The 18,859-nt window shown below is 71.1% G+C and carries 14 protein-coding genes and 2 pseudogenes; 8 read left to right on the top strand and 8 right to left on the bottom strand.

The features are described from left to right. Positions 1–174 (bottom strand): annotated as a pseudogene (locus B207_RS0118700) (ISAzo13 family transposase); the annotation flags it as partial. A 719-nt stretch (positions 175–893) separates the two neighbouring features. Between B207_RS0118700 and B207_RS0118695 the strand changes: the two are divergent. After that, entirely contained in the window at positions 894–2,336 is a 1,443-nt protein-coding gene (locus B207_RS0118695; RefSeq protein WP_051102585.1) for an SAM-dependent methyltransferase, read from the top strand. 54 nt (positions 2,337–2,390) lie between these two features. Here B207_RS0118695 and B207_RS0118690 read toward each other — a convergent pair whose 3' ends face one another. Next, on the bottom strand, positions 2,391–4,010 hold the full coding sequence (locus tag B207_RS0118690) for an aldehyde dehydrogenase family protein (RefSeq protein ID WP_018638107.1): 1,620 nt from the start codon (positions 4,008–4,010) through the stop codon (positions 2,391–2,393). Positions 4,011–4,015: 5 nt separating this feature from the next. Then, positions 4,016–5,554 (bottom strand): L-lysine 6-transaminase, encoded by a 1,539-nt coding sequence (lat, locus tag B207_RS0118685; protein WP_018638106.1) that lies wholly within the window; start codon positions 5,552–5,554, stop codon positions 4,016–4,018. Positions 5,555–5,945: 391 nt separating this feature from the next. On the opposite strand from lat, the gene B207_RS0118680 reads away from it, so the two are divergent. The 3 genes from B207_RS0118680 (at position 5,946) to B207_RS0118670 (ending at position 10,730) form a co-directional block, all read left to right on the top strand. Beyond that, on the top strand, positions 5,946–7,868 hold the full coding sequence (locus tag B207_RS0118680) for a protein kinase domain-containing protein (RefSeq protein ID WP_026311206.1): 1,923 nt from the start codon (positions 5,946–5,948) through the stop codon (positions 7,866–7,868). 264 nt (positions 7,869–8,132) lie between these two features. Continuing rightward, a complete protein-coding gene (locus B207_RS0118675; protein WP_026311205.1) occupies positions 8,133–10,136 on the top strand; it encodes a serine/threonine-protein kinase in 2,004 nt (667 codons plus the stop codon). Between the two features lie 153 nt (positions 10,137–10,289). Next, positions 10,290–10,730: a carboxymuconolactone decarboxylase family protein gene (locus tag B207_RS0118670; RefSeq protein WP_018638105.1), complete on the top strand. Its 441-nt coding sequence runs from the start codon at positions 10,290–10,292 to the stop codon at positions 10,728–10,730. Positions 10,731–11,229: 499 nt separating this feature from the next. Here B207_RS0118670 and B207_RS42930 read toward each other — a convergent pair. Beyond that, positions 11,230–11,526 (bottom strand): annotated as a pseudogene (locus B207_RS42930) (Clp protease N-terminal domain-containing protein); the annotation flags it as partial. Positions 11,527–11,726: 200 nt separating this feature from the next. On the opposite strand from B207_RS42930, the gene B207_RS37015 reads away from it, so the two are divergent. The 4 genes from B207_RS37015 to B207_RS0118645 all read left to right on the top strand — a co-directional run bounded on the left by B207_RS37015 (position 11,727) and on the right by B207_RS0118645 (position 14,416). Continuing rightward, positions 11,727–12,563, top strand: coding sequence for a hypothetical protein (locus B207_RS37015; RefSeq protein WP_018638103.1), 837 nt, complete (start codon positions 11,727–11,729; stop codon positions 12,561–12,563). A gap of 196 nt (positions 12,564–12,759) precedes the next feature. Then, positions 12,760–13,068, top strand: a complete 309-nt coding sequence (locus tag B207_RS0118655; protein ID WP_230205099.1) for a hypothetical protein — start codon at positions 12,760–12,762, stop codon at positions 13,066–13,068. 232 nt (positions 13,069–13,300) lie between these two features. Then, positions 13,301–13,921: a GNAT family N-acetyltransferase gene (locus B207_RS0118650; RefSeq protein ID WP_035741214.1), complete on the top strand. Its 621-nt coding sequence runs from the start codon at positions 13,301–13,303 to the stop codon at positions 13,919–13,921. A 6-nt stretch (positions 13,922–13,927) separates the two neighbouring features. Next, complete coding sequence (locus tag B207_RS0118645; protein WP_026311204.1) at positions 13,928–14,416, top strand: hypothetical protein; 489 nt, start codon at positions 13,928–13,930, stop codon at positions 14,414–14,416. Between the two features lie 375 nt (positions 14,417–14,791). On the opposite strand, the gene B207_RS0118640 is transcribed toward B207_RS0118645, so the two are convergent. The 4 genes from B207_RS0118640 to B207_RS0118625 all read right to left on the bottom strand — a co-directional run bounded on the left by B207_RS0118640 (position 14,792) and on the right by B207_RS0118625 (position 18,757). Next, positions 14,792–15,193 carry a type II toxin-antitoxin system VapC family toxin gene (locus tag B207_RS0118640; protein ID WP_018638099.1) on the bottom strand — a complete coding sequence of 134 codons (402 nt, stop codon included), beginning with the start codon at positions 15,191–15,193 and terminating at the stop codon, positions 14,792–14,794. Next, the gene (locus tag B207_RS0118635; protein WP_018638098.1) at positions 15,190–15,435 is read right to left on the bottom strand and encodes a hypothetical protein; all 246 of its coding nucleotides are present in this window, start codon (positions 15,433–15,435) and stop codon (positions 15,190–15,192) included. The genes B207_RS0118640 and B207_RS0118635 overlap by 4 nt, the downstream gene beginning before the upstream one ends. Before the next feature lie 203 nt (positions 15,436–15,638). Then, on the bottom strand, positions 15,639–16,103 hold the full coding sequence (locus tag B207_RS0118630; protein WP_018638097.1) for a flavodoxin family protein: 465 nt from the start codon (positions 16,101–16,103) through the stop codon (positions 15,639–15,641). Between the two features lie 140 nt (positions 16,104–16,243). After that, positions 16,244–18,757: a putative bifunctional diguanylate cyclase/phosphodiesterase gene (locus B207_RS0118625; protein WP_026311203.1), complete on the bottom strand. Its 2,514-nt coding sequence runs from the start codon at positions 18,755–18,757 to the stop codon at positions 16,244–16,246. Between the last annotated feature and the right edge of the window lie 102 nt (positions 18,758–18,859).

Genomic DNA, 18,859 nt, shown 5'->3' with positions numbered 1-18,859 from the left:
AGCGTCGGCGTCCACCTCCGCACGGCCCCTGGCGATCGTTCCCTTCGCGACGCCGGTCGCCCGCGCGACCGCAGCAATGCCCCCATACCCCCAGGAACGCGCCTCCGCCCCCAACGCCAGCCGCCGGTCCCGCTCGTTCAACCGAGGCAACAGCACCTCAAGCCGTGCGGCCATCGCCGCGAACTCCACCGACCGGTCAACCGCCACAGCCCGGACTCTATCCAGGCAATCACACAAGCCGATCACCAACCGAACAAGAAAATCAAATTATTTCATTACAGTTCCTTAACCATCGTGGACGTCTCCGCGACCGAGCGGGAGAATCCTCACCGTTCGCTTTCATCGTGCACTCCTTCGACGGGAACCACACAGGATCAGGACGAACGCGTGCCCTGCCGTGAATGCAGAACCGACTACTGGTCTCGCGTATCCGAAGAAAGAACGTACGGGATACGGAGGCGACCGGGCGAGATTATCAACGGTCTCCGACGGATGAATCCGCCGCCTGCTTTTGCCGAGTGCCATATCCGATGGGTTCCGTGGGGCGGGCCGGCTCCCGGGGCGTACGTTCCGCGCGGGTCGCCATCGTGTTGACGATGACGAGTTGACGATGACGAGTGTCCGATCCGTCACGCACAGCGTGTGGCGTACGAGACTCCCCGGCGCGGCACGCGGTAGTTTGCGCCACCCGGGTGTTGGGGGAACATCCGGTTCAGGTGGGCCCGCGTCGCCCTGTCTCCGCCGACGCCGCCCTGGCACACGATGGGCACGCAGGGCCGGTGCTCCTCCGCGACGTCGCCGTGTCGCCCGTGCCGTGCGGTCGCCGTACGGGCGTGCTGGCACTCCCCGTGGTGGCCACGGTCCTCGGTGCCCGGAAGGACCCGGAGGACGCTGTGACGGTCGATCACCCCGTCAAGTCGCAAGCCACAACACCAGCGCAGGGAGGAGCACTCCCAGCCGCGGCCGCGAGCCGGTCCCCGGCGCCACCCGGGCCGGGAGAGTCGGGAGCTGCCCGGCAGTGGGCACCGCAGGAGCCCCGGCCCGCCGGGTTCGACTGGCCGCCCGCGGTCGAGAGGGCGTCCCGCGAGCTGCTGCTGGACGTGTTCGGACCATCACCGACGATCCGCGTCGAGCTGTGGGACGGCTACGCGCTCGGCCCGCGGGCGGGCACCCGCGTACTGGTCCGCAACCCGCACGCGCTGCGCCGGGCGCTGTCCCACCCCGGGGAGCTGGGCTTCGCGCGCGCCTTCGTCGCCGGTGATCTGGAGATCGACGGCGACATCTTCGAGGCCCTCGCCCTGCGGGCGCAGATCACCCGGTTGCGGCCGTCGGCGGCGGCGCTGCGGGCGGCGCTGGTGCTGGCCCGGCAGTTCGGCCCACGACCGCCGCAGCCGCCACCGGAGGAGGCCCGCCTGCGTGGCCGGGCGCACAGCCGGGCCCGCGACGCCGACGCGATCTCCCACCACTACGACGTCTCGAACGACTTCTACCGGCTGGTTCTCGGGCCGGCCCTGACCTACTCGTGCGCGGTCTGGGAGTCCCCCTCGACCGGCCTGACGGCCGCTCAGGAAGCCAAGCACGAGCTGATCTGCCGCAAGCTGGGTCTGCGGCCCGGCGAGCGGCTGCTGGACGTCGGCTGTGGCTGGGGCAGCATGCTCCTGCACGCGGCCCGCCACCACGGGGTGACCGGCGTCGGGATCACGATCTCGGCGGAGCAGGCCGCCGAGGCCCGCCGCCGCGTGGCCGAGGCCGGCCTGGACGACCGGATCGAGATCCGCCTCCAGGACTACCGTGAGATCACGGACGGCCCCTTCGACGCGATCAGCTCGGTCGGTATGGTCGAGCACGTCGGGCGGGCGAAGCTGCCGGTCTACTTCCGCGGTCTGTTCGAGCTGCTCCGCCCGGGCGGTCGCCTGCTCAACCACGGTATCTCCTTCCCCGGCGACCCGGCGAGTGCCGCCCGCAGCCAGCCCCGGATCGGCCCGATCCCGCTGCCGAGGGACGCGGACTTCCTGCACCGCTACGTCTTCCCCGACGGCGAGCTGCACGAGATCGGTGCCCTGGTGACCCTGATGCAGGGTGGCGGGTTCGAGGTGCGCCACGTCGAGAACCTGCGCGAGCACTACGCGCTCACCCTGCGGGCCTGGGTCGGCAACCTGGAGAAACGCTGGGACGAGGCGGTCGCCCTGGTCGGCCCCGGCCGGGCCCGGGTCTGGCTGCTGTACATGGCCGGCTCGGCGCTCAGCTTCGAAGCCGGCCTGTCCCAGATCCACCAGGTCCTCGGCGTCCGGCCCGCCGCCGGTGCCTCCCAGCAGCCGCTCCGCCCGTCCTACTGAAACCGCCCGTCCTACTGAGATCGTCCGTCGCCGGGCCCGTCCGGCCGGGGCCCGTCACTGCTGGGGCCCGGCCGGCATGGGCAGGCGGAAGGAGAGGTCGGCGGCGGGGACGGAGACGTCCATCTGGGCCTTCTGGAGGCGCCCGGACAGTTCCCAGGTCAGGGACTGCCAGCGGGTCATCTGGTCGAGCACCCACTGGCCGGACTGACGGGCGCCGTTGCCCGACCGGCCGTTCCCGCCGAACGGCAGGTGCGCCTCGGCCCCGGACGTCGACGTGTTGACGCTGACCATGCCGGCCCGGATCCCCCGGCGGAACCGCCGGACCGTCACCGGGTCGCCGGTGAAGATCGACGACGACAGGCCGTAGCCGGGGAGGTTGGCGAGCTCGACCGCCTCCTCCAGGTTCCGGTAGGACGTCAGCCCGACGAGCGGCCCGAAAGTCTCCTCGGTGAACAGTTCGTCGTCGGGACGGACACCGTCGACGACCACCGGGTGGTAGTACAGGCCCGCCTCCGGGTCGCCGGCGAAACCGCGCCGCGGGCTCGCCGGGCCGATGCGGCCGAGCGCGGTCGAGCCGAACGGCTCGTGGTGGTCCCGGATGCTCGCCAGGTGCTCCTCGAAGCCGGCCGCGAACCGGGCGTCGAGCAGCGGCCCGTACAGGACGTCCCGCATCGGGTCGCCGATCACCGCGCGTTCCAGCGCCGCAGTGAGCCGGCGGCGGAACGCGTCGTGCACCGACTCGTGCGCGATCACCGTGCCCAGCGAGGTGCAGCGCTGGCCGGCGGTGCCGAAACCGGCGAACAGCGCGGCGTTCGCGGCGGCGTCCAGATCGGCGTCGGGGGCGAGGACCATCGGGTTCTTGCCGCCGAGCTCCAGGCACGGCGTCTGCAGGTGACGGCCGCACAGCGCGCCGACGAACCGGCCGACGGGCGTCGACCCGGTGAAGCCGACCTTGTCGACCAGCCCGGCGTCCAGCGCCCGCTCGAGGCCGACGGAGGTGGCGGCGCCGTCGGCGAGCACCAGGTTCACGACTCCGGCGGGGACGCCGGCCGCCGTCAGCAGGTCCACCAGGGCGGCGGCGCACGCCGCGGCGTACTCGGCCGGCTTCCACACCACCGCGTTGCCGGTCAGCAACGCGGGAACGAGATACCAGGACGGCACCGCCACCGGGAAGTTCCCGGCGGTGATCACCATGACCACGCCGAGCGGCTCGCGGTAGGTGAACAGCTCCCGGTCGGGCATCTCGGAGGGGACCGTCTGCCCCTGCGGGCGCCGGCCCTCGGCCCGGAACAGCGTGCAGGTGTCGACGATCTCCTGGACCTCCCCCCGGGCCTCGGCGAGCGGCTTGCCGACCTCCCGGGTGACGAGCCGGGCCAGCGCCTCGGCGTTGTCCTCGACGAGGCGCCCGAACGCGCCGATCACCTCGCCGCGCACCGGCGGCGGGACATCCGCCCACTCCCGCTGGGCGGCACAGGCCGCGGCCGCCGCCGCGACGATCGCCTCCACACCGTCCAGGACGACCTCGGCGACGACCTCGCCGAGGTGGGCCGGGTTCGTCGAGGTGATCACCCGAGCCTCCTCCGGCGCGATGCCCGCGGGTCCGGCGGCCGCGTACAGGCCGTGCTGGCGTCCACCGATCACCGCGGCCACCCGGCGGGGCTGAACGAGAGTCATGACAGTCACGTCTCCTGCGTTGATGAGCCCGCGTCGACGGCTGCGGCGGGTCTGACGGGTGTGGCAGGCCTGACGGGTGTGACAGGCCCGGTCGTGGGCGCGGCGGGTCTGCCGGGCGCGGCGGGTCTGCCGGGCGCGGCCGGGGTGGCCGGTGAAGCCGGTGAGGGCAGGGCGGGACCCAGACCGGTCAGGACGCGGTCGAGGGCGCCGACGCCGGCGGCGAGCTCCTCGGCGCCGATGGTGAGCGCGGGGCGGAAGCGCAGCGCCCGCTCCCCGGCGGGCAGCAGCAGGACCCGCTCGTGCTCCCGGAGCCGGCGGACCGCCTCGTCGCGGCGGACGCCGTCCACCACGTCGACGGCACACATCAGTCCGCGGCCGCGCGCGTTCCCCACCAGACCGGGATGGCGATCGACGACGTCCCGCAGCGCGGCGAGCAGATCGGTCCCCAGCGCCGCGGCCCGGTCGAACAACCGCTCCGACTCCATGATCTCCAGCATCCGCCGGGAGCGGACCATGTCGACCAGGCCGCCGCCCCAGGTGGAGCTGATCCGGCCGGGCACCCGGAAGACGTTGTCGGGGACCTCGTCCACCCGCCGCCCGGCCATCACCCCACCGAGCTGGACCTTCTTGCCGAACGCGACGATGTCGGGGCGCAGCCCGAGCTGGGTGTGGGCCCAGGCGGTGCCGGTCAGGCCGACGCCGGTCTGCACCTCGTCCACGACCAGCAGCGCGTCGTGGCGCTCGCACAGGGCGGCCATCGCGCGCAGGAACTCGCCGCGCAGGTGGTTGTCACCGCCCTCGCCCTGGATCGGCTCGGCGAGGAAGCAGGCGATGTCGTGCGGGTGGCGGGCGAAGGCCTCCTCGGCCTGGGCGAGTGCGCGCCGCTCGGCAGCCACCACCGCGTCGAGCGCCGCACCGGTGCACGGGAAGGTGACCGCCGGGCAGTCGATACGCGGCCAGGCGAAGGCCGGGAACCGGGCGGTCTTGGCCGGGTCGGTGTTGGTGACCGACAGCGTGTAGCCGCCGCGGCCGTGGAAGGCCGACCGCAGGTGCAGCACCAGCCGGCCGAGCCCGGCGGACCGTCCGTGGGCCTCGTTGTGCCGGCTCTTCCAGTCGAAGGCGCACTTCAGCGCGTTCTCGACGGCCGCCGAGCCGCCCTCGACGAAGAACAGGTGCGGCAGCTCCGGGTCGCCCAGCACGCGGGTGAAGGCGGCGACGAACTCCGCGTACGGAGCGGAGGCCATGTCCGGGTTCGCGGGCTTGTTGACGGCGGCCCGGGCGAGCTCGGCGAGGAAGGCCGGATCACCGACGAGCGCGGGCGGGTTGACCCCGAGCGGCGCGGAGGCGAAGAAGCTGTACAGGTCGAGGTAACGCGCTCCGGTGCGGGCGTCGACGATCGTGCTGCCGGAGCTGGCCTCCAGGTCGCAGACGATGTCGTACCCGTCGGTCAGGACATGACGGGACAAGGTCGGGATCACCTCGGTGGGCGCCAGGTGACCCTGGGCGTGGGCCGAGGTGCCCACCTGGACCTCTCCGACAGCCACTGCGTGCCTCCTCCCCTGCGGCGCGGCCCTCCCGGTGGGAGGCCGGCGCCACGATGCCAGCGTCGCGGTTGCCAGGCAGAACCGCGAATCCGATCTCCCGCGGCCGGTCGGCGCCGCGACCTGCACGTCGACCGGCGAACCACACGCGGGCCGGCCTGCGGGGCCGCCAGGTTCCGGGCTGCCGGGCGGCCTCGCCGACGGCGCCTGCGCCCGCGGGAGATCCTTCTGAGAACATCGGCTGGGGGGAAACGCAGCAAACGCGACAAGAACCCGCGTTATCCCGGGTTCTCCCCGGGGGGAGGCAACAGACGGACACCAGCAGAAACCATCCACCACGAAGACACGAAAAGACCACGGAACCGGGCGCAGGAGACGAGGTGTCGAGGACGCGGTGCTGACGCCGCTCACCCGGGACGATCCCCAGCGGATCGGGCCCTACCAGCTCACCAACCGCATCGGCGCGGGCGGGATGGGCGTCGTCTACCTCGGTTTCACCGACGACGGCCAGGCTGCCGCGGTCAAGGTCCCCTCCGCGGCACTGGTGGACACTCCGGAGTTCCGGGCCCGCTTCCACCAGGAGGTGGCGGCCGCCGGCCGCGTCCGCAGCGCCTCCGTCGCCGCCGTCCTCGACGCCGACCCCAGCGGGCAGCAGCCGTGGATGGCCACCGAGTACGTGGAGGGCCGCAGCCTCTCCGAGGCGGTGCAGACCCGCGGCCCGTTCGACGAGCACCTTGTCACCGCCGTCGCCGTCGGGCTCGCCGACGCGCTGGTCGCGATCCACGCCGCCGGCGTGGTGCACCGCGATCTCAAGCCGGCCAACGTCCTGCTCGCCTTCGACGGACCCCGGGTCATCGACTTCGGAGTGGCCCGCGACGACCACAGCCCCACCCAGACGCAGGCCGGGAGCCTCATCGGAACCCTGGCCTGGATGGCGCCCGAGCAGCTGCGCGGCGAGCGGGCCGGGCCGGCCGCCGACATCTTCGCCTGGGGCGCGTGCGTCGCGTTCGCGGCGGCCGGCCGGCCGGCCTTCCGCGGAGACACGGCGCAGGTCGTCGCGCTACAGATCCTCACCGGCGAGCCCGACCTGGAGCGGCTCCCGCCGTCCCTGACATCACAGGTGCGCGCCGCGCTGCGCAAGGAGCCAGCCGAGCGCCCCACCGCCGCCGAGATCCTCGCGCAGCTGCTCGGACGTCCACCGGGCGCGCCCGCCGACCCCGCCGCCACCGGCCAGGTGATGCGCGAGTGGTGGAACCTGCCGGGCACCCCGCCCGGCGGCGGGCCCGCCCGGCGGCCGGGCACCCCGACGGCCCGGCCCGGGCAGGTGCCGGCCAGCTCGTGGCCGCCCCAGCCACCGGCGGCGTCCCGGGCCCCGGCGCCCGGCCCGCCGGCCCCGGGGCGGGTCCACCGGACCCTGCCGGATCACCCACCGCCGCCCGCCGGACAGCCGTACCCGGGCCATCACAACCCCGGTCAGCACGGTCAGCACGGCCACCCCGGCCAGCCCGGCCCCGGGTACCGGAATCCCGGGTACCCGGGTTCTGGCTACCGGCAGCCCGGACCGCCCCCGGGCGGATACCGCGATCCCGGCCCTCCCGACCGGTCAGGCCGGTCAGGCCGGCCCGGAGGCGGTCGGCGCCACAGCACGGTGCCCGTCGCGATGGCGGTCGTCCTCGGCCTGCTGCTGGTCGCCGGCGGGGTGGCGGCGGCCGTCCTGCTCAATGGCAGGGAGGATCCCGGAACCGGCACGCAGACCGCGGCGCCCTCCCCGGAGGGCACGCCGTCCACGGCTCCGCCCGCCAGCACCGCCGGCCCCGGGACACCCGGGACACCCGGCACGCCCGGCACCGACCCCTCCTCGGGTTCGTCGCCCACACCGTCCGCGCCGGTCACGCCGTCATCCGGCCAGCAGTCCGGCGGCACGGGCTCGGCCACCACACCGGCACAGGTGCTGACCGCGAACGACGCCGCGCAGATCATCCGGCGCGAGGGCTACACCCCGGACATGGGCACCTACGACCCGCGGCGGATGCTCAGCCTCGTCCGCGGCAGCCGCGAGGAGGGCGGGCGCCATCAGGAGCTGGCCTTCGTGTTCGCCGACGGCGCCTATCAGGGCACCGACACCCGGGCGCCGAGCACGAGCATCGCCGTCGACCACTCGGGGCCCGTCGACGCGACGGTGACCTACCGGACCTACGACGCCGGCGGGACGGCTCCCACCGGCGAGGTCACGGTGCGGTTCCGCTGGAACGGCACCGAGTTCGTGGCCCTCGACACGATCCCGACCGAGGACCCCACGGCGGCCAACCATCGCTGACACGGGGACGCCGGCGCAGGCGGCCGGCGGGAAGCACACCATCGCGCCGGCGAACAGACCCACCTTCAGGCCAAACAAGTGTGAGCGGCACAACGAAGCCACCCGGATGGGCCTACCGGTATTCGGGCGTCAATGTTGGGATGGTGAGAAGCCCGACCGGAGTGGGTGCAAGCGCCACGGTCGTGACATCACGGGAGCCGCTCCGGCGGCGCCCGGGGCAGGAACGACACTGGAGCCCGCGCGGGCCGGTCACGAGGGGGCACGGTGCTGACACCGCTGGCGGCGGGGGATCCTCGGCGCATCGGCCCGTTCGAGATCCACAACCGGATCGGCGCGGGCGGGATGGGCTCGGTCTACCTCGGCTTCACCGCCGAGGGCCGAGCGGCCGCGGTGAAAGTACCCGCCGACAGCCTCGCCGGTGACCCCGAGTTCCGCGCCCGGTTCCGGCGCGAGGTCGAGGCCGCCCGCCGGGTCCGCGGCCGCGCCGTCGCCGCGGTCGTCGACGCCGACCCGGACGCCGCCCCCCCGTGGATGGCCGTCGAGTACGTCGAGGGCACCAGCCTGGCCGACGCCGTCATCCGGCACGGGCCGCTGGAGCAGCGCCTCCTGCACGGCTTCGGCGTCGGGCTGGCCGATGCGCTGATCGCCATCCACGCCGTCGGTGTCGTTCACCGCGACCTCAAGCCGTCCAACATCCTGCTCGCCTGGGACGGCCCCAAGGTGATCGACTTCGGCATCGCCCGGGCCACCGGCACTCCGACGCACACCCACACCGGCATCCTCGTCGGCACCCCTGCCTGGATGGCACCCGAGCAGCTCCGCGGGGAGCGGGCCACCCCGGCGGCCGACGTGTTCGCCTGGGGCGCCTGCGTCACCTACGCCGCCACCGGGCACCCGCCGTTCGGCACCGGCGACCCCGCGGACGTCCTGACCGTGCTGCACCGCGACGAGCAGCCCGACCTCGACGGCGTGCCCGCGAACCTGCTGGACGCGGTGCTGGCCACCCTCTCCCGCCGGCCCGAGGACCGCCCGACCGCGGCCGAGCTGGTCCGCGCTCTGGTGACCGATCAGCCCGGTGGCCGTGGTGTCCCGGACCCCGCCCGCGCGGCCGCGCACGCGCTCACCCCCTGGCAGTGGGACAAATGGGATCCGAACGCGCCCGCCGGACGCGACCAGGCCCTGGCGGCCGCGGCCGCCGCGTCGGCACGCCCCGCCAACCCCACCGGCTCCGCACGCGTTGCCGGCTCCGCACGCGTTGCCGGTCCCGCTGGTTCTGCCGGTCCCGCTGGTTCCGAGGCCTTCGCGCGACCCGGTGGAGCAGCCGGGGCGGCGGCGCCCAGCAGCGCGGCCGGCCTCGCGGCACGCGGCGCCGGCGCGACCGTGGACCGGGGCGGCGCCAGGGGGACCGGACCGGCCAGGAACGAGGCGGGCGGGCCGAGCGGAAGGCTCCCCGCCATCGACCGGCCCACGCAGCCGCTGGCCTCCCGGGCGGATACCGGCTTCTGGGAGGAGCCGCCGGGCGGGGACTCCTCCCTCGGCACCATTCCGGTTCCGCGGTTGTCCGGCCTCGCCGGCTCGCGCAGCGAGATCACCGCCCCGTCGATCAGGCCCCGGCACAGCGGGTCCGGCCCGGGCTCCGGTCCCGGTAGCAGCAACGGCAACCACACGAGCAGCAGTGACCGCACCAGCAACGGTGACCGCGCCGGCGGCGGCAACGGCGGCAACGGCGGCGGCGGCAACGGCCCGCCGGTGTGGGGTACCTGGCCGCCCGACCCGCGGGCCTGGCTGGCGCTGCTGGCCACGACGAGGCGGCGTGACCGGGCCGCCATGGTCGCCGCCGTCGTCGCGATCGGGCTTGTCGTCAGCATGGTCGTCCTGCTCACCGCCGCCGACGGGCAGCGGGCGGAAGGCAGCCCGGGAACGCCGGCGCCTGATCCGTCGCCGTCGGGCGTCACCACCACGACCCCGCCGGTACGGACGTCCCAGCCGGCCGTCACCGCCGTGCCGACGATGGCCTACACCGGCCGCCCCGGCCCTCGGGCAGGGAGCGCGACCGCCACCGACCAGCCCGCTCTCACCACGGGAGCAGGGCCGACCGGGGACGCGGGGCCCGGGCCGACATCAGCCGTCTCCCCCACCGCCAGTGCGTCAGCCAGCCCGGACGCGCCCGCCCCGACGGCACCGAGCGGCTCCCCGACCGGCACGCCGTGCGCAGCCGGCAGCCGGACGGAGTCGTTCGTCGCCACCCCCACCGCGGAGCCCTGCTGACCCCCCGCGGAGACCTGCTGAGCCGCGCCCGTGAACTGCCGCGCCGGTCACCCACGGCGGTCTGTGCCATGGGCCGGCCGGAGAAGATCTCCTTCTCCGGCAGCGATGATGTGACCGACCGTGCACGACCCAGCAGGATCAGAGGAGATCATCATGCAGCGTCTCGACGTCGCCACGATCGCTCCCGGCGCCTACCGGGCGGTCGCCGGGCTGGAGAAGTACGTCCGGTCGGCCGTCGACCCGACGGTCCTGGAGCTGGTGAAGCTGCGCGCCTCCATCCTCAACGGGTGTGCGTTCTGCGTGGATCTGCACAGCCGCGACGCGCTCGCCGCCGGCGAGTCCAGCCGCCGGCTGTTCTCGGTGGCCGCCTGGCAGGAATCCCCGTTCTTCACGGAGAAGGAGCGGGCCGCCCTGGCCCTGACCGACGCCGTCACCCGACTCGGCCCCGACGGCGTCCCCGACGACGTGTGGGACTCGGTGACGAAGGTCTGGAGCGAGGAGGAGACCGCGAACCTCATCGTGGCCATCGCGACAATCAACGTCTGGAACCGCATCTCGGTCACCACCCGCACGCAGCCACCCACCGACGTCTGACACCTGACGTCCAACGTCCGACGTCCGACGTCCGCGACCTGAGGCTGATCGTCTGACGTTTCCCACCATGTATCGCGTGGACTTTTTCAAGATCCATTGCGGCACGGGCGGTCGTCAACATCGTTGACTATCTTGACTGGCACCGGGCCTGTGCGGTTCTCCTGCAGTTCTCGGCGAGCCTGGTGGGCCGGCGGCGAACGCGGCGCGCAGGCCCGCCACGTCGACGGTCCACGCGCCTGGGTCCACGCGGCGTTGGCGCGGCGACCGGCCTCCGAGCTACCGCGCCGCGTTCGACCGGGTCCGAACGAACCCTGAGCGAACGAGCAGAGCAGGCGTCGGCTGGACGAATTCACCAAGGTCACCGAGGGCCTTCGGCCAGGCGCACGTCGCGGTTATTCCGGCGAGGCGGAGGGCGGTGGGGGCCGACTGTCCGCCAGAAGCTCCGCCGTCAGCTCGGCGCGTTGCGCGAGCAGTGCTTGCTCCCGGTCGCGCATCGCGGTCACGCGTACGCCATCACCGGTGGCATGCGCGGCGTCCATCTCCGCCTTCGCCTGGCTGAGCTGCGCGGCGATCTCACCGGCTCGGGCATTGGCCAGGGCGAGGGCGAGATCCAGGGCGGATCGGGGCAGGGGGTCGTCCCGGGCGGAGCAGCTTCCGGTACGGCGGCGATGGCTGCGAGGACTCGGCGGCGAGCTTCCTCCGTGCTGCTGCCGAGACGGGCCGGGAACTCCGCGGTGCGGCCATCATTCGCTGCCAGCAGCCCGAGCAGGAGATGCCCGGAGCCCACGTAGGCATGGCGGAGCTCCCGATCATTCCGGCAACGCCGCCACCAGGCCGGGGCGCCCCATCGCGTTCACCACAGTCAGGACACAGAACGTCGCGCGGTCCGCGCCCAGAGTCTCTAAAGTCGCTGGGGAAAGCGAAGTTTCTGACGCTGCGTCCAACCGTTCGAACAGAATATCCTCTTCGACCGCCTCTGCCCCGGGAGTCGATGTCATGCGCAGACACCTGCTGTGGGCTGTGCCCCTCACCCTCACCGTCGTTTCGGGTGCCCTGAATGCCGCCGTTCTCCCGGACGACGATCAGACGACCTCTGTCGGTACCGCCCGCACGGTGGTCGGCGTCATCACAGGCCTGGTCTTCCTGGTCTCTCTGGCCGCCACCCTCGTCCTCGGCATCGTCGCCATGGTCGAGGCTCACCGGGCAGACCGCGCCAGGGCAGCAGCCACCGCCGCGGCCCACCAGGCCAGTGCGCGCGACGCCGCACGCCAGGGCTGGGACGGAGCCGCGTATCTTCTCCGCCACCTGGCCGCGGGCCAGTTCCCCGCTCCGGTGACCATCTGGGGCCTGGTGCTGCGTCCCGGGGAGGAGGCGCACCTCGTACTCCCAGCCGTCTACTCCCGCCACTACGGCGGCGACAGCAGCTACACGCACGTCAACGGCTTCTTCATGGGGAGCCTGCCGTTCGTGGCGGCCGGTTACGCGCTGACGGCGATGGGAAACACGGCGCGTCGTAACGCGGCGCTCGCCGAGGCGGCACAGCGCTGGCGCGACCACGAGACCGTGCAGGTCGTCGTCACGAACCAGCGCCTGGTCTGCCAGACCTGGTCCAGCTGGTTGACCTTCGACTACGCCGGGGTCCGCGCCTTCTACCCGGAGCCGGAGAACTGGTTCCTGGTCATCGACTTCCCGGATACCCCGCCACTACGTCTGAGCGGCCCGAACAGCCCGGCGATCGCCGCCTACGTCACCTGGGCCCTGCACGGAGTGGGGGGGCTGCGCAGCCATCCCGCGCTCGCGCCACTCCGCGCAGCGGCGGGGCTCCCGATCTGACGGTCAGGGCGGGCGGCGCATCAACCAGCAGCCTGGCGGCCTGCTCCCCGCCCTATCTGTCAGCATGAGGCGAGGCAGGCCGGCTGCCCGCGCCGCTGTCCTGTCACTTCCGTGACAGCCGGGATTCATCCACAGGGTGGAGGATCGAAACTCCGGAACCTCCGCGGCGCGGCCCTGACCATGAACGGGAGCTTCTATGACGCGCGGAAATCCGCACCGGCAGTCCGGGCTCGGCCGACCCCGCCCGACGACACGGCGCCAGGCACGTCTGGTGGCCATGGGTGGTCTGCTCGGCCTGCTCGGCCTCATGGCGACAGCCTGCGGGAGCAACGACCGCAACGAGGTCGTCACCTTCACCGACGCCCACGGCAGGGTCTGCACGATCATCGTCAACACCGACGGCGACGAGGGCTCCGATGTGGACTCGTCCGCGCCGGACTGCGAATACCCGCCGCAGGGCCGCACCCCCGGACCCGCCACCTACGCGCCCCTCCCCAGCCCCTGACCACCCGCAGCCAGTGATGCAGCATGAAGCGTGGCCGTCGATGCCAGGGTCGATGGCGGACCAGCCGGCCGTTCCGACGAGGCGACCGACAATCTCGATAACCACGCGAGGGCCGTTGGCATCACCCAGTGTGATCGTCGCCCGCAACCGGTCATGATCAGACCCAGGTCAAGGTATCGAATTCCGTAGTAATCCATACGGGGATGTCACCAAACCGGCTAGTATGCGGGGTATGCGCGTCACGGCGTTGTCCGATCTCGATCCGTCGCAGGTCAGTTCAGTTGAGAGAATTTATCTGGAGGCCTTCCCCGCAGGCGAGCGGATGCCGTTCGAGGAGATATTGCGAGACGCCGCCGAGGGTGTTCGCGTCGCCTACGTCGCACTCGACGAGGGCACTGCACTGGGCTTTGCGTCGGCCTACGTACTCCAGTCGGTCCAGACGTTCTTTCTTGAATACCTCGCGATCGACGAGATGCATCGCGGCGGCGGTTTCGGTGGCGAGCTGTGGTATCACCTCCGTACCGACGCCCAGCACCGTCAGGACGTGACAGCGATTGTCCTCGAGGTCGAGGACCCCGACGAGCCGGATATCGATCCAGGAACGGCCGTCACACGCCGACGGCGTATCTGCTTCTACGAGAACAGAGGCGCCCGCAGGTTGCCCATCACCGACTTCCGGGTTCCGCTTCTCCAGGGAGACGGCGAAAAACCGATGCTTCTGATGTGGGCACCGGCCACCCGACCGGACCCGCCGACCGGCGACGAGCTGACCGACCTCGTTCGAGCACTGTACGAAGAGGGTTACGATCTCCCTCCCGACCACCCGCTTGTCATCTCGACATCTGGAAAGTGACCTCGGATGGAATTCTCAAACATTGTCGCGCTCGTCGCGCTGATGCTTTCCATCGGCGCGACGGCACTATCCGTGTCGGATGCCAGAAGAAATCGGACAGTCACCACCTACAACAGTACAACCGATCTGGCCCTCCAAGTGGACAGAGTCTTCATCGAGTACCCTCAGTGGCGACCCTTTTTCTACGAGGACGAGCCGATACCTGCAGATTCAGCGCACCAGGACCGCAACCAGGTGCTGGCGATCACCGAGTTCTGCCTCGACATCATGGAATGCATCTGGGATCGGAAACTCGAGTACTCCAAGAAGGATCTCAACTCCTGGCGCGCGTGGATTCTGGACCTCTTCAACTCGTCGCCGGCCATGAGGAGCTACTTCTCCGAGAACAGCGCCTGGTATCCCACTCTCGCGGGCCTGCACGAGGAGGAACGGTCCGCCTGGTGGCTCGACGGTCCTCCTCCGACGTCCGCACCGCCTCAGCCGCGAGTCAGCTGATCACTCCCGCATCGACGCCGCCGAACTGCCCGTCAGCCACGTCACCCGGCGGCAGGGCCGCCCCTACACGCTCGTCCTCCACAAGACCGACGCACTCTTCACCGACGAGGCCGAGGCACGGACCAAGGACCAAGGACCAAGAGAATCTGGAGTGGCTCACGGCGGCATGGAGTCCCGGTACTTGAGCCGCTGACGGTCTGAGCGGCGTCGGTCCGGAAACCTGTGATTACCACCTGGCCATGACCAAAATCGGGAACAAGTTAAAAAATACAGCACTTGCGGTGGACTCGACATCGACGCCCTGCCCCTACCCTGAAGGGCGGGGTCTGCACGCTACGTTTCACGGTCACCCCCAGGGGGGCGTGCCTGCTTCCGCTACCGGGTGACGATGACCGTCGCGCGGTGTCCGGCAGCGTTCTTGAGCCTAGTGTCGCCGGTGAGCAGTTCGCAGCCGAGTGCCTCAGCGAGCGCGAGGTAGGCGGCGTCGTAGGCGCCGAGGTTGTGCCGCAGCTCCCACATCCGGGGGTGGTAGGGCCAGACCGGATGACGGGTGATCCGCAGGCGCGCGTAGTCAGCCAGCATCTGCTCGCCGCGATGGTCAGTGATCTTCTTTCCGGCGGCAAGCCCGCGGACTGTTGACGCCACCTCGACGTCGAGGTGGTGCGGGGCGTGCAGGGTGCGCAGGGCGGACAGGCGCTGCCGGAGCACCTCGTCGCCATCGCGGACGGACAGCACATCGATGACGAGCGAGCAGTCGACCACGTACGTGAGGGTCAACGCCGTCCCTCGTCGCGCGCCGCGAGGATGTCGTCCATCGTGAGCTCCACCGGTTCCCTGTCGCGGGCGATGCGGGCGATGACCTCGGCGTTGGTCTCCGTGGCCGCGTCCGCATCCATCAGATCCCGCAAGTACCCGGACAGTGACTGGCCGAGCGATCTAGCGCGCTCGCGGAGGACCGCGAGCGTCGTCGGATCGACATCGCGCACCTGGATGATGCCGCCGTCGACGGACTCGCTCATATGTCCACGTTACCACGCGTTCATGCATGGCGCATGAACGCACGCTCGGTGCCCGACCAGACCCGAGCACCACGGCGTCAGGCCCGCCGCCGTGCTGGCGCCCAGCTCCCAGCATCCATCCCGGTCCTTCGCGTCCGGGTTACCGATCCACCTACGAGACCGATCTTCTCGTGGGCAGGAGCGGCGCCGCGGGTGGCGCGTCGTCAGCTGGACATGAGGCTGGCGGCGGTCGTGGCGCCGACTTCCCAGCAGGCCTCGCGGGCGGCGGCGTCCGGGACACCGATCACGGTGACCGGGTCGCGCAGGCGTTTCCAGCGCAGACCGGTCGCGATCGCCTCGACTGCTCGCACGGCGCCGGTGGTGTCGTTGTTGCCGTGCACGTACAAGGCGTAGGGACGACCCACTGTAGCGTCAAGACACGGATAGTAAACGGTGTCGAAGAAGTGCTTCAGCGCGCCGGACATGTAGCCGATGTTGGCCGGGGTGCCGAGCAGGTAGCCGTCAGCGGCGAGCACATCCACTGCGGTCGCGGCCAGCGCTGGCCGCACCACCACCTCGACGCCCTCGATCGCCTCGTCTCGCGCGCCCGCGAGCACGGCTTCCAACATCGCCTGCATCGTCGGCGACGGGGTGTGGTGGACGATCAGCAGCGTCGACATCGCGGTCATGCTATGGCCACCGCCGATGCCGGGCCTGGGTGCGCGCCCGGGCATGGCCTGGATGCCGGCTGGCAGGCGCCACTCACCGGGGCGACAGCTATCGAGCCAGCCGCCGGACTCGGACGGTTCGGCCGGGACGGTCGGACTCCTTACCGCTGGTTCCCGTTCCCATTCCCGTTCCTGTTCCCGTTCCTGCTCCCGTAACCAGCCCGGCCGTCGGTGTCGTCGTAGCGGTGAGGCGGCGGCTGACCAGGCAGTGCGGCTGGCGGTCCGAAGAACTGCCCTTGTCCGAAACGGCAGCCATGGCGTGCCAGTGTGCGTGCCTGTTCTCTGTTCTGGACACCGGTGGCGACGACCGTCAGACCGAGGTCCCTGGCGAGGGCGAGCAGTGCCCGGCGGAGCAGGTCGGCCCGGTTGGCGCTGCCTGTCAGGCCGCCGGCGTAGGAGCCGTCGAACATGAGTATCTGGATCGGCAGCTCGTCGAGTGCCAGAAAGGTGCTCTGCTTCCTGGCGATGGCGTTCAGCGCGAGGCGCAGGCCACGGGTGACGAATGTCCGCAGGCTGCGCACGGCCTCCTCGTCGAGGCATTCCATGCCCGTAAGCTCAAGAATCAGTGCCTGGGCGGGGAGGCGGGAGGCCACCAGCGCCGCCTCGACGTCTGGCAGCAGGTCACCAGCCGGCCTCGCCGCCGAAACGCCGACGCAGACGGCGACCTTCTGCCCCGTCTGCCTTCGGTAGCGGCCGATGTCACAGCAGGCGCGACCGAGGATCAACTGTTCGAGCTGTGCTCTTAGCCCCGCTCTGGTCGCGACCATGGCCGTCTGCTCCGCCGTGAACGACCCGAGCGTCGGATGGTGCCAGCACGGTGAAGCCTGAAACGCGACCGTGTGATGGCGGGTCAGATCGACGATCGGCTGATAGAGGATATCGATGACGCCGCCGGCGGGATCGCCTCGCAGAACCTGGGACAGCGCGAGTTGCGCCGTCGGCGACCAGCCGTGGGCGAAAATGTCAGGATCGTAGACGACCAGGCTGTTCTTTCCCCGCCGCTTGGCTGCGTACATGGCGAGATCCGCCTGCTGGACCAGGTCCTCGGCACTGATCGAGGATCCCGGCGCGGCGACTGTCAGGCCAAGGCTCGCGTGAATGGCGCACGGCTGCCCGGCGAGAAAGCACGGTGCCCGGACCACCGCGGCCACCCTCCTGCCGACCTCCTCGGCGTCCGCGGCATCGTCCGCCAGAAGAACCGCGAACTCGTCGCCACCGAGACGGGCGACAGTGCCCGAAGGCGGTACACAACCAAGCAGCCGCCGAGCGGTTATCCTCAGCAATTCGTCCCCGGCCGGATGGCCCAGGGTGTCGTTGACACTCTTGAAGTCATCGAGATCGCAGAAGAGCAGAGCCAGCCGGCGGCGGGCCCCCCGAGCGACCTCCTCTTCCACCCGGTCACCGAACAGCACACGGTTCGCCAGCCCGGTCAGCGGGTCGTGGAGTGCCTGGTGGTGCAACTGGCGACGACTGTACTCAACCCTGTCCAGCAGCTTCTGGTTGTCCGCCAAAGTAAGCATCTGCCGGATCAGCACCAGTATCACGAGCGCGAAGAAACCGTATATTTCGACCGGTTCGACCCGCGCCTCGGTTGACACCTGAAATCCCACCAGCACGCCCAGCGCGGACAGTGGAACGTACGGGAGGAATATCCTTGTCCAGCGTACGCCGGGTCCGGCCCGCCAGCCAGCCCACCGGATGCGCCATGAGGCCCTGCGGTCAGAACCGGATTCAAGACCGAGGGGGGCGGCGTCAACCGCGGAACCAGTCGGTGGCCGTGGTGGTGCGATGCAGGCAAGCCCGATCATCACAGTGCCGACTGCGTTGGCTGCGCCGAGTTGCAGGGGTTCCGGTTGGTCGCTCGCGATGAAGTAGAGCGACACATGCAGAAGTATGGTGATAGAGGCCAGCCCACCGCCGAGCAATGCGAACGACGTGTTCTGGTGCGGGCGCCGGAACGCCGCTACGAGCAGGAGGGTGATCAGTAGCAGGAGACATCCGAGGCCGAACGCCAACAAGACCGCGAGACTGGCTGGTGTGGGTGCTCGCGCACGTACCAGAGGCTGGAGGACGACCACCCAGCCGAGCAGGCTCAGCGAGCCGGCAAAGAGCACCGCGTCCATGACGGTGACAGTCCGCCAATGGGTGCCGTGCTGGCCGGCTCGGCGCGCCGGGTCGTCCTCCGGGCTGAGTGGGTCGGTGGGAAAAGCCAGCAGCGCGGCAACGGATGCTGGAATGAACGCCAGATACGCCGGCTCCGTCCCCGACAGGGGTGGCACCGGGCTCTGGCCCGAGAACAACGCCCTGATGGAAGTGATGGCCAGGCCGGCTGCCACCGTGATCCATCCGGCGAGAAGGAGCACTCGCCAACGCCGCTCGCCACCCCTCGCTCGCCGTGCCGACCACAGTTCGCACCCACCCTGGAACGCTATGGCGGCCATGCCGCAGGCGCGGACCACCAGATCAGCGGTGCGCGAGGGAAGGATGAAGGAAGCGAGCATGACCACGAGCGTGACTGCCGCCCACACATACACTATTCGGCGGAAAAAGGCCGCGCCGCAGTTCGGTGCGTCGCATTCCACCGCGGCCGCTCGATTGATCTCCGCGCGCGACATCGACCTCTCCGCCTGGGATCATTTTCGCCCGCTCGACCTGGATCGCCCTGCCGGCCGGAACGGATAGCCTCGACGCGGCCTCCTCGGGCCGATCAACCGAAA

It is taken from the genome of Parafrankia elaeagni (assembly GCF_000374165.1).
Classification (GTDB): domain Bacteria; phylum Actinomycetota; class Actinomycetes; order Frankiales; family Frankiaceae; genus Parafrankia; species Parafrankia elaeagni.
The sequence above is the reverse complement of the archived record's forward strand: the minus strand, read 5'-3'. Positions and strand labels throughout refer to the sequence as shown.